Source organism: Pseudomonas sp. AM8 (assembly GCF_036346475.1).
GTDB lineage: Bacteria > Pseudomonadota > Gammaproteobacteria > Pseudomonadales > Pseudomonadaceae > Aquipseudomonas > Aquipseudomonas marginalis.
The window spans coordinates 41,285-54,277 of the sequence record NZ_JAOTNX010000008.1 but is presented as its reverse complement, the minus strand read 5'-3'; the positions used below and the strand labels follow the sequence as shown (position 1 = coordinate 54,277).

General features: G+C 55.3%; 11 protein-coding genes and 2 pseudogenes. 3 read left to right on the top strand and 10 right to left on the bottom strand.

Annotation, left to right across the window (positions count from 1 at the left end):
• Positions 1–256: 256 nt before the first annotated feature.
• The 7 genes and pseudogenes from V3W40_RS19340 to tnpA all read right to left on the bottom strand — a co-directional run bounded on the left by V3W40_RS19340 (position 257) and on the right by tnpA (position 4,553).
• Entirely contained in the window at positions 257–535 is a 279-nt protein-coding gene (locus tag V3W40_RS19340) for a helix-turn-helix domain-containing protein (protein ID WP_330208717.1), read from the bottom strand.
• 336 nt (positions 536–871) lie between these two features.
• Positions 872–1,084 (bottom strand): hypothetical protein, encoded by a 213-nt coding sequence (locus tag V3W40_RS19335; protein WP_330208716.1) that lies wholly within the window; start codon positions 1,082–1,084, stop codon positions 872–874.
• A gap of 252 nt (positions 1,085–1,336) precedes the next feature.
• Positions 1,337–1,654: pseudogene (locus V3W40_RS19330) on the bottom strand (IS66 family transposase); the annotation flags it as partial.
• 33 nt (positions 1,655–1,687) lie between these two features.
• On the bottom strand, positions 1,688–2,269 hold the full coding sequence (locus V3W40_RS19325) for a plasmid pRiA4b ORF-3 family protein (protein ID WP_330208715.1): 582 nt from the start codon (positions 2,267–2,269) through the stop codon (positions 1,688–1,690).
• 3 nt (positions 2,270–2,272) lie between these two features.
• Complete coding sequence (gene tnpC / locus V3W40_RS19320; RefSeq protein WP_330215512.1) at positions 2,273–3,778, bottom strand: IS66 family transposase; 1,506 nt, start codon at positions 3,776–3,778, stop codon at positions 2,273–2,275.
• A gap of 35 nt (positions 3,779–3,813) precedes the next feature.
• Positions 3,814–4,158: an IS66 family insertion sequence element accessory protein TnpB gene (gene tnpB, locus V3W40_RS19315; protein ID WP_330215511.1), complete on the bottom strand. Its 345-nt coding sequence runs from the start codon at positions 4,156–4,158 to the stop codon at positions 3,814–3,816.
• Positions 4,155–4,553, bottom strand: coding sequence for an IS66-like element accessory protein TnpA (gene tnpA, locus V3W40_RS19310; protein WP_330215510.1), 399 nt, complete (start codon positions 4,551–4,553; stop codon positions 4,155–4,157). The genes tnpB and tnpA overlap by 4 nt, the downstream gene beginning before the upstream one ends.
• Positions 4,554–5,170: 617 nt before the next feature.
• Between tnpA and V3W40_RS19305 the strand changes: the two genes are divergently transcribed.
• A complete protein-coding gene (locus V3W40_RS19305) occupies positions 5,171–6,826 on the top strand; it encodes an ABC transporter substrate-binding protein (protein ID WP_330215509.1) in 1,656 nt (551 codons plus the stop codon).
• Between the two features lie 523 nt (positions 6,827–7,349).
• On the opposite strand, the gene V3W40_RS19300 is transcribed toward V3W40_RS19305, so the two are convergent.
• Positions 7,350–8,201 carry a DMP19 family protein gene (locus tag V3W40_RS19300; protein WP_330215508.1) on the bottom strand — a complete coding sequence of 284 codons (852 nt, stop codon included), beginning with the start codon at positions 8,199–8,201 and terminating at the stop codon, positions 7,350–7,352.
• A gap of 459 nt (positions 8,202–8,660) precedes the next feature.
• The gene (locus V3W40_RS19295; RefSeq protein ID WP_330215507.1) at positions 8,661–10,034 is read right to left on the bottom strand and encodes an IS1182 family transposase; all 1,374 of its coding nucleotides are present in this window, start codon (positions 10,032–10,034) and stop codon (positions 8,661–8,663) included.
• 16 nt (positions 10,035–10,050) lie between these two features.
• Here V3W40_RS19295 and tnpC (V3W40_RS19290) point away from each other — a divergent pair.
• Both tnpC (V3W40_RS19290) and V3W40_RS19285 read left to right on the top strand, forming a co-directional pair.
• Positions 10,051–10,764: pseudogene (gene tnpC / locus V3W40_RS19290) on the top strand (IS66 family transposase); the annotation flags it as partial.
• Positions 10,765–11,173: 409 nt separating this feature from the next.
• Positions 11,174–11,872 carry a reverse transcriptase domain-containing protein gene (locus V3W40_RS19285; protein WP_330208709.1) on the top strand — a complete coding sequence of 233 codons (699 nt, stop codon included), beginning with the start codon at positions 11,174–11,176 and terminating at the stop codon, positions 11,870–11,872.
• A 319-nt stretch (positions 11,873–12,191) separates the two neighbouring features.
• Here the strand turns inward: V3W40_RS19285 and V3W40_RS19280 are convergent, their stop codons facing one another.
• Positions 12,192–12,827 carry a recombinase family protein gene (locus V3W40_RS19280; RefSeq protein ID WP_330215569.1) on the bottom strand — a complete coding sequence of 212 codons (636 nt, stop codon included), beginning with the start codon at positions 12,825–12,827 and terminating at the stop codon, positions 12,192–12,194.
• Between the last annotated feature and the right edge of the window lie 166 nt (positions 12,828–12,993).

The following is a 12,993-nucleotide window of genomic DNA, read 5'->3' as shown; positions in this document are numbered from 1 at the left end:
ACAAACATAAAAACAGCCCAACGTCTGGGACAAGTGTAGAAAACTTTTTACTGCGGCGGCATTATCAAACAGATGAATGGAGCGACCCGCGAGGTTGGCATCACCAGCGAAACAAGCTCGCGCCGCTTACGATAAAATTGCGGAAGAAGATAGGGCCAAAAGCAGCATTATAAAGGCGCAAGCAAGGCTTGGTAAAACGCCAAAGTGTCCCTGACGAAGGACTAATTTCCGCTATGTTGCCCCGCGATGCAGGCAATCAAATCAGTAATGATACGGCGCTCATGGGCAGGCAGCTGGCTGAGTGTCTTGGGGAACCCACCCCCCGGCCCCGCGTCCCGCGCTCCGCAGTTACGACGTAAAGCACGTCAACGCCGACTTTCGCCAGCTTGGCAAGATAGAACGCACTCGGACTCCGCAGCCCTCGCTCGTAGTTTGACTGCGCATTCGGCAGGACACCGCCAACTGCTGCGAAATCCCTTTGTGTGCGTCCCAGTCGGATGCGTTCTTCTTTGAGGCGCTGACCTATTAGATCCATACGTTCTCCCCCGAAATGCTCGAGAATATAGCAGCAGCGGAACCGTGCTCAAATCCGAGTGGTATGACCGTAGCCCTATATCCCTCGCGCGCACCAAAATAGGGTGTTACCACCATGGTGGCCCCGCAGAGAACTTTTTGGACAACAACAACCATATGCCCCCCACTTCAATAGGAAAGTCAGGGACTTGCGTTTTTATAATTTGGCGGCGAAGGAGAGATTCGAAACCCGTATCACCTCAGATGTCCAGCGCATCCCATCCAGCATCCACGCGATGACTGCTTTTTGGCCGGATGCGGCGTTCCGAATTACCTCTCTAGGCCAGGGGAGCAAGAGTCAGTTCGCGCCTGTTTCTACAATATCTGCGGAGCAATTTCTGTACTCCCAAAGAAGCTGGAAATAGCTCAACCCGATTTCCGCAGCTGGCAGACTTTCAAATTCTTCTGCAAACTGAGCCTTACGGCATAAGCGTCTATTACCATGGATGTCCACGGGTTCACTGTAAAAGATTTCGCCCTCCGGCTTTACGATCTTCAGCGTCCATTTCATACGCACCTCCCTACAAGTCACGTGAACAGCTCACATACTCTAGATAGCGCACAAAATGGCATTCGGCCACTACATAGTGCTGCTAGTGCTCACTGTCGGATAGGCGGTTAGGTGGCTGAATGCCCCCTGATTTGCTAAGCCTTCGAATGGCTCCTTTGCGCCGTTATCAGCCTGATGCCTAAGGTGGCTAGTCAGGTCGGAGGTACGGGGGGCGTCCATGTACGTCCGCCCAACACACCTTGCGTGATAAACGGGCACCCACCTGTGCGGCAACAGCTCGGTAATCTCACTCGCCCGCTGCGTCGGCAGGCGTTTAAGAACATCCTTCAAGTAAGCGTACGGATCATGTCCGTTGAGCCGCGCCGACTGGATCAAACTCATGATCGCCGCCGCACGTTTACCGCTGCGTAACGAGCCCGCGAACAGCCAGTTCGAGCGCCCAAGAGCCCACGGCCGGATTTGATTCTCGCACCAGTTATTATCGATGGGCACAGCGCCGTCATCGAGATAGCGCGTCAGCGCTATCCAGCGTTTGAGGCTGTAATCCAGCGCCTTGGCGATGGCCGAACCCTCGTAAGCGTCCGACCAACACCCTCTTGCTGATCAGACCTTCGCCTGCTTCATCCATTGATTGACCCACTCGCAGTCAAACGCCGTCGGATCGAACCCATCATCCCCATACCACTCCGACATTGCTTCATGCTCCGGGTGATTCGGATCCGCCAACGCTGCCAGAAAATCTTCATACCCTGGCGCGCCACCGATGTCCTCCGGCGGGCGAGCATTGGCTCCTTCAATGCAACACGGCAGTTGCGGGAAAATAATCGCGGGCAACGTTTTCTCGACTTTTATTCGTAGTTCCCAGTTGTCGCCAAAGTCATAGACATAGCGAAACGTCTTCTTCCCGTACAACACGCTGATCAGCTTTTTACGCTGCTCCGAAATCACCGGCGGCCCCCAATCTGGATCAGGCACGCCGTAACTTTCACCATCAATTTCAAACTCGTGCAGGTGTGTATCGCTCCAGCCAAAAACGGTCTGGATCACGCGATGCAACTTGCTCAAGGTGATGCTTTCAGGCACCGCCACCCGGCGCCAGATCGAAGGTTTTATCCATTTAAATTCCATGTGCAGTATCAGCACACGGTCGGTTTCAACCACGGACAGATGAGATGGTTTTGGCATGGATCAAGCAGCCTCGCAGTGTTCGAGAGGATTAAGAGAAACGTTCCAGGGCAGTAGTTCGTCCACCCGATTGATCGGGTGGTCGGCGATCCGCTCCAGCACGTGGGTCAAATAGGCTTGCGGATTCAGGTCGTCGAGTTTGGCCGAGCCTACCAGGCTGTAAATTGCAGCGGCTCGCACTCCACCGGCATCGGAACCCACGAACAGATAATTTTTGCGACCCAAAGCGACGGCGCGCAGCGCGCGTTCGGCCGCGTTGTTGTCGATTTCGATCCGCCCGTCATCGCAGTAGCGCGCCAAGGCCTGCCATCGATTCAGGGCATAGAAAATCGCACCGCCCAATGCCGATTTTTTCGACAGTTGAGTCAACGTCTGGTTAAGCCACACGTGCAGCTGTTCCAGCAGCGGGCTGGCCCGGCTTTGCCGAGCGGTTTTTCGCAGGTCGGGTGGTTGGCCTCGAATCTCGCTTTCGATGGCATATAAGGCCGCGATTCGTTGCAGAACTTCGGCGGCAAGCGGCGAGGACTGGTCTTTATAAACATCGTAAAACTTGCGCCGGGCGTGAGCCCAGCATGCAGCTTCTTGAACACTGCCCGAACGATACAACTGAGCAAAACCGGCGTAGCCGTCGGCCTGCAAGATCCCGCTGAAGTTTTTGAGATGAGCACGGGGATGTTGCCCCTTGCGATCCGGCGAGTAAGCAAACCATACCGCCGCCGGCGTCGTGTAGCCTGCGGGTCGGTCATCGCGCACATACGTCCACAGGCGCGCCGTTTTGGTTTTGCCGGTGCCCGGTGCGAGTACGCCAATCGGCGTGTCATCGGCGTGGACTTTATGACCACTCATGACATGGCGGTTGAGGGCGTTGATCAGCGGCCTGAGCAACTGGCTGCTCTGCCCGACCCAGTCGGCCAAGGTCGAACGCTCCAGATCCACGCCCTCGCGGGCGTAGATCTCGGACTGTCGATACAAAGGAAGATGATCGACGAACTTGGAGACCAACACATGAGCCAGTAGCCCAGGGCCTGCCAGGCCCCGGGCTATCGGGCGGCTCGGCGCAGGTACTTGGGCGATGTGCTCGCAGCAGCGGCACACCAGCTTGGGGCGAACATGGCGAATCACCTTGAAACGTGCCGGAACGTACTCCAGCACCTCAGACACATCCTCACCCAACTGGCGAAGCGTCCCATCACAACCGGAGCACTGCGACTCGGGCTGATGGACATGGATTTCGCGGGGGAGATGCTCAGGCAATGGTTTACGGCGGGAAACGGTACGAGGGGCTGGCTCAGTGATTGGCATCACTTCACCCTGGCTGACCTCCAGCTCTTCAAGGCTCAACTGGAGTTGGTCGATCATCGCGTCCAGTTGCTCGGAACTGCGACCGAACTGCGTGCGCCGCAATTTGGCGATCATCATTTTCAGGCGATCAATCTCTGCCCGCTGGGCAGAGATCAGCGCCTTGAAGGTTTGAAGATCATTGGGCAAGGAGTCGGTCACGTGAGTCATGGCCGAATATTACTAAGAATTTTCAGCGCGTAAAGTTAGACTGCAAGGACGGGTGCTGTACGAATTGGCCTGCGCCAATCAATGCCCTCTAACAGCATCGACAACTGTGCCGCTGTCAGCGATACGCGGCCGCTGGTTGCTTGTGGCCAGACGAAGCGACCTTGTTCCAGACGCTTGCAGAACAGGCACAAACCGTCGCCGTCACACCACAGCAATTTGATCCGATCACCGCGTCGTCCGCGAAAGGCAAAGATCTGGCCGGAGAAGGGATTGGCTTCCAGCTGAGTTTGTACCAATGCTGCCAATCCGTCGAAGCCACGGCGCATGTCGGTGACGCCGGCGGCGATCCAGATACGGGTTCCAGCGGGAGGCGCAATCATCGCAGCAACTGCTGCAAGGTGAGTTGCAAGGTCTGCGGGCCAGGTGTGCCGGTGATGCGTAGCTTGGCGTTTCCTACTTCTATAAGGATCTCGGAATGGGATTCTTGCGGCAGCGGCGCTGCTGACGGCAAGTCGATGGGTGCTTTGATCACCTCGACTGGCAAGAATGTTGCGCTCTGGCTAACCGGGCCGAATGCGCCGTCCTGGTATTGCTGCCGCCAGCGAAAAACCATGTTGGCATTGATGTCGTGCTCGCGAGCGATCAACGAAACGGAGACACCGGGTTGGTATGAGGCCTCGACGACCTTGCGCTTGAATGAGGGAGGGAAGTTCGGGCGGCGACCGGCGCAACGAGCAGGAGCTATATCCAAAATAGTGTCCACTAAAAGTAGCAAGTGAACCGATTCCCGCTGACAAGCTTTTGAGCAGAATTTCCTTCCACGCTACCCCCCGATTAGCAACATCCATCGCACTCTTCGCCGACGTGGCGGCAAGGGTGTCCTTGCCGGCCTGCAAGGGGTCGGCTGTCTTGGCGTTCGGGCGAGAGTTCTTCTTGTTGCGAAAGCCGGCGATCAGTTTTCGATTGGTATTCTCGATCGCGCGATCAACGATAAGGTTCGCCAATGGAGATAGCGACTTTTGTTCGTATTGTGGGCCCATGATTCCTTCTCGAAAGAACTTTCCTGTTTGAGGGGCGAACTACGGGCATGGAAGCTATCAAAGTGACACTATTGGTTCCACCTAAAAATGACGCGTTTGAAAAAGTTGTGTTCAGGGTGCTGTCTACGAGGCCCCTATCGCCAGGAGCTTTGCCGAACACGGATGCACGGAACGTCTGCTTCTGGCCGGTAGCTGTCTGTAGTAGGGAAGCAAACGCCAACCACGCCGCAAGCGAGAATAACGGCCGCTTTGGTTATCGTGGCGCGCGATTGCTGGCCCCGCATGAGTGATGTCACAATGACGCGCCACACCTTGCATGCTCAACGATAAGCGCGATTCACGGACTATCACCATGCCCAGCCTCTGTTGCTGTTCTAACACGCCAGGCCCGCCGAAGAGACTCCTCCTGGTTCGGCTGCGTCGACTGCTGTGTCTTGTGCTGCTCTGGGATCAGGCTGCGTGGGCGGGTCCTGGCGCTCAACAGAATGGCGCCGAACAGGTGATTGATGTACAGCTACGTTGGAAACATCAGTTCCAGTTCGCGGGCTACTATGCCGCCATCGCAAAGGGCTATTACCGCGAAGAAGGACTGGAAGTGCGCTTGCACGAAGGTGGCCCCAATGTCACACCGGTCGAAGAAGTGCTCTCTGGGCGTGCCCAATACGGCGAAGCCAATAGTGAATTGCTCTACGCACGTCTGCATGGAAAGCCCTTGGTAGCGCTGGCGGTGATATTTCAGCATTCACCTTCCGTGCTCGTGGCTCGCACAGACCAAGGTGTTCGCACTGTGCACGACCTGATCGGCAAGCCGTTGATGCTGATGGATGCACAGACCGATGCCGATTTTCTGGCGATGTTCCGTAGCGAGGGTATACCCCTCGAAAAACTACAACTGCTACCCAGTAGTTATCAAATTGGGGATCTCGCCAGCGGTAAAGTGACGGCGTTCAACTCGTACCTGACCAACGAGCCCTTCTACCTGCAACAGCGGGGCGTGGAATACAACATCATCTCGCCCGTCACCTACGGGATCGACTTCTACAGCGACGTCCTGTTTACCAGCCAGGTCGAGATTGACGAACATCCACAACGGGTGGAGGCCTTCCGCCGCGCTACCCTGCGCGGTTGGCGCTACGCGATGGATAACCCCGAGCAAATCATAGACCTGCTGCTCAATCAGTATTCGGTGGAGAAAAGTCGCGCGCACTTGCAATTTGAAGCTCAGGCCATGCGTCCGCTGGTGATATCTGACCTGATCGAGATCGGTCATATGAACCCAGGGCGCTGGCAACGTATGGCTGAAACCTTCCTCGAACTGGGTATGGTCGACAATATCGCCGGTCTGGAAAACTTCATTTACGATCCCAACCCGCCACAGCTCATCGAGCGGCTGCGCAAGACCATTGTGCTGATCAGTATCGGCTGTGTGCTTGTCCTGATGTTCGCTCTGGTTCTGTTGAATGCCCAGCGCCATCTGCGCAACGAGATCAAGTTGCGCAAACTCGCCGAAGAGGAAGTACACAAGCTGGCCTTCTATGACAGCCTGACTGGCTTACCCAATCGCAATAGTTTTATTCCCTTTGCTAGTCAGAAACTGCTGGCCGCAAAGAGCCGTGGAGAACATCTGGCCCTGTGCTATATCGACTTAAATAACTTCAAGCAGATCAATGATCGTTTTGGCCACCAGGCAGGCGATGCCATCCTGATCCATGTAGCCACGGCCATCAAATCCAATATTCGCGAGTTCGAAATAGCCGCGCGCATGGGCGGTGACGAATTCGTAGTGTTGCTCGACGGCGCGCATCACAGAGGCGATATCCAGCGCATTACCCATGAAATCTGCAAGGCTGTCGACCTGCTCATTCCATGGAAAAACAGCCAGATCAAGGTCAGCGCCAGCCTAGGGGTGGCGTGGTATCCGGAAGATGGCGAAGGTCTGGACGACCTGATTTTCAAGGCCGACACCGCCATGTTCCAAAGCAAAGCCAGTATCGCTGCGCAGGCTTGAAGCTGCTTGCGTGGTGCCCCTGCGGAAAGACTTGGTAGTTGAAACCAGTGCACCACTGCGGTTTGCGTGTGCGTCGTCCTTCGCATGACGCTTCTAGTCAGCGCCGTGACTGACCCGGATTGTAGAAGCTGAATGATCTATAGCCGCCTACGGTAATCTTCCGTCCGCTTCTGGCCGTTTTCTGCACGTCGTGAGAGTCAGAAAACGACCCAAAGCGGTCATCCACAGAGCCGGCAACTCATGGGAAAGAAGTAAAGGTCGTATGATGCTTACTCATTATCGATAAGGACATCACCATGAACAACGCGATGAGCCCGGCCAGGATAAAGAACACACAAAAGACTTGACTGCTCGTTTCGGTCGCGGGTGTGACCAGGTAAACAGCAGTTGCACAACAGAAAGTTCCTACGATGTCAGCAAGCATTTGCGCAGGGCAGTGCGTAGGTCAGAACGCTGGAGTTAGGATTTACCTCTGGCTTTTGGGTCACGATGCGATGCCCATTTTTCTATTATCGCCATGAATTTATTCTTCACAGCGTTCCAGAGTGATCTGGCCTATTGCTGGCCCAACAATCTCGACGGTGTCGTCGTGGCCGAGATTCTTTAACCGATAGAGCACGAGTGTGTTAGTAGCTGTAATGAACTCGGCTAAAAAACATTGGTAACGCAATCCAATCCAGATACTCGGTCGCCGAGTTTCGAACACGCCTCTCCAGATCAACCTACCCTGAGGCCAGGTTCGCCAACTGCGTGTAGGCAAGTCGTTCAGTGCAATCTTGTGACGTGCACCGAGTTCTCCTACATAGACTTCCAACGGTTTAATCAGCGGCGCCTGGGCGCGGATATCAGCAAGAAAATCACTTGCGCGCTGTCCTTTTGCCTGCAGGCGCGCCTCCCGCAATGTCTGGGCCTGGATGGCCCCGGCTATGACGAATTTCCATTCGAGATCGGGTACTGACTGGATACATTCGAGCGACCTCAGCCACGCTGCATGCATACCGGCAAAGTCGGTCTCTCGTTTAAGCGTGTAAAACTCGCTGTCTTTGTAGCCAATCCAATTGTCGACCTTGCCAAAGTCCCGATGGTCGAATCCTCCCCGAGCGCGAACAGCCTCCAGCTCCTTGGCATCAATATTGACGCGTTGAGCCACCTCTCGAAACAGCGTTTGGATGGCAAGTGCTCCCATGGCTGCCAACCCCTGTTCGACATCGGCCTGAACTTCTGGCGACCAACCGCTGTTGCTTATGAACTGCTCATGCCCTCCATTGCAAACTTCTCCTTCGTAGTTGGATACTTGGCAGCTCAGCCTGGTCTCGATAGGCAATTCGTGTCGCAAATATGCACCGTAATGCTCCAAAGTTTGGACGGTCTTCATAACCGCTCCTATCAAAGCATAAGGGTTCTCGCCCCGGTAATCTCTTTCGCGGATCGGAATAGAGGTCAATCGATGGGAGTTCGGATGTGCGGGGTCAAAAACATCCATATGGCACAGTCTCTCGGCGGTTGAAGGAGTGGCTTACTGTTGTCCTTCGAAAGACAATTTATAGGGCCGCCGACTGAACTTTTGTAATAAAAAAATCATAAATATGAAAGTGTTTTTCCTCAGAAGCAAGTGAGCTCGTAGGTTCAAGTCCCAGTTGGAAGTTTCGCGTAGCGGGCCGTCGCATTGTCCGCTATTGGCCGATTCTGTTGAAAAAGTCGGATTTTCATATGGCCTGAACTCAGGTTCGACCACCACCGGAGAACCTACTCACCACATTGAGTGGTTTTTCGGCCCTTCGGTGACCTTTGCTGCTCGGGTGAATTTGAGGTTTTTTGCTTGGTGCAGGCGCACCTATCCCGTGACTGGAGGCCCTTGAGATGAAAATTTGGCCAGCCGTCGCAGGTTCTGCACCGCAGCGGCCAGCGTGAATTCGTCCGTCGCGCCACTCATGCCACGTAGCCGCAGGCGATCCAATTTCAGGATGCGCTTGAGGTGGGCAAACAACATTTCGACCTTTTTACGTTCATGGCGTGAGCGCTGATATGCCGGCGTTGCTGCAATGCGCCGAGCCACATCGCGAGCGGCTTCATGGACGCTGCGAGCGATTTTGCGGAACGCAGTGTTCGGGCAGCACTTGGCTTTCATCAGACACGTAGCGCAGTCGGTCTGCCGGGATCGGAAGATGATGGTGTTGGCTTTGGTGACGTGTGAACGCTCATTCTTGAAGGCTCGCCATTCGCTGCGCAATGGGTTGCCGGCCGGGCAGCGGTACTCCTCGGCCTCTTCACTCCAGTGGAAATCGTTGCTTGAAAAACTGTCGTTCTTGCGCTCGGTTTTGTCCCACACCGGCACATGTGGCTCGATGTCTTTTTCCTCCACCATCCAGGCCAGCATCGGCGCGGTACCGTAAGCGGTGTCGCCAATGAGGCGGTCCGGCTTGATGTCTAACTGCGCTTCGACCCGATCGATCATGATCTTGGTGCTCTCGACCTCGGCGGTTCGATGAGCCGGCGTGGGCTCCACATCCATGATCACGCCGTGCTCGGTATCGATCAGATAATTCGTGGAGTAAGCGTAGAACGCCGGACCGCCTGGAGCAGCGGTCCAGCGGGCCTGAGGATCAGTCAGTGACAAACGCTTCGGTAGTGTTTCGGCCAAAGCCTCTTCATCGAGGGCTTCAAGGTACTCAGGCACGGCGCGGGTGCTCAGGGCCGGATCGCTCCAGTTGACCGGTTCATCACCCGGTACACCGCGCTGCCGACTCGCATCCGCTTTGATGATGCTGGCGGCCACGGCAAAGCCTTCGCCCTTGACCAGACCCGCGTCCATGCAGCGATGCAGCACTTTATTAAACAACCAGCGAAACAGATCGCTGTCCCGGAAACGGCCGTTTCGATTCTTGGAAAACGTCGAGTGATTAGGTACTTCATCCTCAAGGCTAAACCGGCGGAACCAGCGATACACCAAGTTCAAATGAGCCTCTTCACACACGCGCCGTTCGGAGCGAATGCCATAGCAATAGCCCACGACTAGCATGCGGATCATCAACTCAGGATTAATCGAAGGACGCCCAATTGGGCTATAGAAATCGGCGAGGTAGTGGCGCAGGTCGCTCAGATCGAGGCACCGATCAATGCTGTGCAGAAGATGATTTTTTGAGATGTGGTCTTCAAGGTTAAACGAGTAAAACAGCCGCTCCTGCCCACTCGCTAACTGTCCCATCATGCTGCGTACTCTCCCGCTGGGCAACTGCGGCGTGCAATTACAGCCGCTGGTTGATGCACTGCGCGAAGCCGTGCTGACGCACGGCGTCGTTCACGCCGACAAGACGCCGGTACAAATGCTGACGCCTGGCGCGAAGAAAACTCATCGCGCTTACGTCTGAGCCTATGCCACCAGTCAGTTCTCCGACCTGGCGACGGTCGTTTACGACTTCAGCCCGAGCCGTGCTGGCGAACATGCCCGAGCCTTCTTGGGCAGTTGGAACGGCAAGCTGGTCTGCGATGACTTCGCGGGTTACAAGGCCAGCTTCGACCTGGGCATCACCGAAATCGGCTGCATGGCCCATGCACGTCGAAAGTTGTTCGATTTGCACGCGACCAACAAGAGCCAGGTCGCCGAAAAAGCGCTGCACTACATCGCGGCCTTGTACGAAGTTGAACGAGAAGTCCGAGAGCTGGAGCCGGGTGATCGGCAGCGAATACGGCAGGAAAAAGCAGCACCAATCGCCGACGCACTTCATACCTGGATGATCGCCCAAAGTCAGCTTGTGCCTGAGGGTTCGGCCATCGCCAAGGCGCTGGATTACAGCCTCAAATGCTGGATAGCGCTGACGCGCTATCTCGATGACGGTGCTGTGCCCATCGATAATAACTGGTGCGAGAATCAAATCCGGCCGTGGGCTCTTGGGCGCTCGAACTGGCTGTGTGTCACGAAGGAGGCGTCATGGCGACGACATGAAAACGGCGGCACGACACTCCATGCTCCAAGATGGATGGAGGTAGGCCCTCCGGTCAGGGCGTGCAGGCGCACTGATCAAACGACCCGATGCTGCGAACATGTTCAGCATGTTGGTGGTGAGCGATTCGGGAAAAGGCAGAGAAACTACTGTCATGTAAGGCTCAGGTAGTTGAACGAAAGTGAACTGACTGATGAAGCGACGAAATCTCCACTGGTGTCAAAACGGGCTTGTATAGCCGGGCCCCGAGAAGTGCAGAGGACACCTGTCTACCGACTGCACGGCACTCGTTGTTAAGGCAGCAAGAACCTGAGCCAGGCCATTTTGGGGAACGTGAGAACCTATTCTCTGCACGTATCGTGGGGATAGGGACGGACTCACCCGTAGTAGTGATGAAAGACCTGTAATGGGGCTGGAGCGAAGGGGTGGGGATCACTTTCGTTGTGCGGGACACAACTCAAACGAGGATGACGTTTTAGTGCAGCGAAAAGCATTCGAGATACCGAAGTCGCTGGTGTGGATGGCGTACCAGGATGTACGCCGCAATCGTGGCGCGCCGGGCTGTGATGGTCAGACGCTCACGGACTTTGATCGGCAGCGCGATTATAACCTCTACCGCATCTGGAACCGGTTGTGCTCAGGGTCGTATTTCCCGCCACCTGTACGGGAAAAGCGCATTCCGAAAGACAACGGCAAGGAGCGCATCCTTGGCATCCCAACGGTCTCTGATCGGGTAGCTCAAGGCGCGGTGAAAAGATATGTGGAGGCTGTGATCGATCCGATTTTCCATCCTGACTCGTATGGGTACAGACCCGGAAGATCGGCCCACGATGCTTTGCGTCAATGTTCCATTCGGTGCCGTCGTAAGAACTGGGTACTGGAAGTGGATATCAGCGCGTTCTTCGACCACGTTGGGCACGACCTGATCATCAAGGCTCTGAAACATCCCCAGATGCCGAAATGGGTGATCTGGTACTGTCGACGCTGGCTGCAAGCGCCAATGCAGAGTGAGACGGGATTGCTTCAGGAACGGGGGCGAGGGACACCTCAAGGAGGTGTGATTACGCCGTGTACGATTTTGCATACTTTTTTCTCTGACGTCTGATCCAGTCGAACTCTCGCTGGCGTTGAACCCCGGATCCGGATCAACCCGGAACACGACCAAAATCTCGTCCTTGTGAATTTCGACACGTTTGACCAAGCCGCGGATGATCTCGCGTTTCGTGATGAAATCGACAGTGTCCAATCGGTCATGGACCGCAGCGGCAAACTCTTCGAGACGATTAATGACGAGAAACAGCTCGCGTTGACCCACCTGATGACGCCGAGACTCCTGAATCTGCTGATCAAGCTGGTCCAGGCGATGTTTCAAGTTTCGCATCTTCGGATCAAAGTCCGTTTTGTCGATCATCCCCTCGGCATAACTATCGATGAGCCGCGACTTGCCTTTCATATTCACTCTTTAGCCTTCCGGGATGGGCGAGCAGTTCAATAACCTGCTGCCACACCAGTTCATCAAGACGATCCGTTCGTATTTGCTGATTATCACAGACGCGTTCGCCACCAAAGCGGTAGGCATCGGTTCCAATGCAACGATAATAGGCATAGTTCCGACGTTGGCCTTTGGCCGCTGCCTTGCTGACTTTTTTACCGTAATAGGCGTAGTGACAATGGCCGCAAACGGTCAAGCCCTGAAGCAGGTAAACTGCACCATGACCGTGCTGACGAGCCGATTTGCGATTTTCGGCAAGCTGTTCCTGAACCGACTGAAATAACCCTTCGCTGACGATTGCCGGTACGGATATCTCGACCCACTGACTTGGATCCGTACGTACGGTTGAATACCCCTTCCTGGGCACCTCCGCACTGTGGCGTTGTGCGCGTATCCGAGGTAAACGATCACGCGCCTGTGTTTTACCGAAAGCAGCTCGTCCCATGTAAGCTGGATTTTGTAATAACCCCCACACGGTACTGCGATCCCGATACGGTTTACCTGAAGCGGTGACGGTGCCAGTAGCACCAAGACGCCGCACCACTTCGCCAATGCTCAGTCGCTCCATCCCAATCCATTGAAAGATGGCTCTGACCGTCGCCGCTTGCGCCAAGTCGATAACGTACTGTGCGGGTGCGCCATCAAGTTGCTTACGAATGTAGCGATAACCGTAAGGCGCAGTCGACAGCACATTGATGCTGCCGCGTCTGGCTCCATGAAGCTTGCCGCGACGA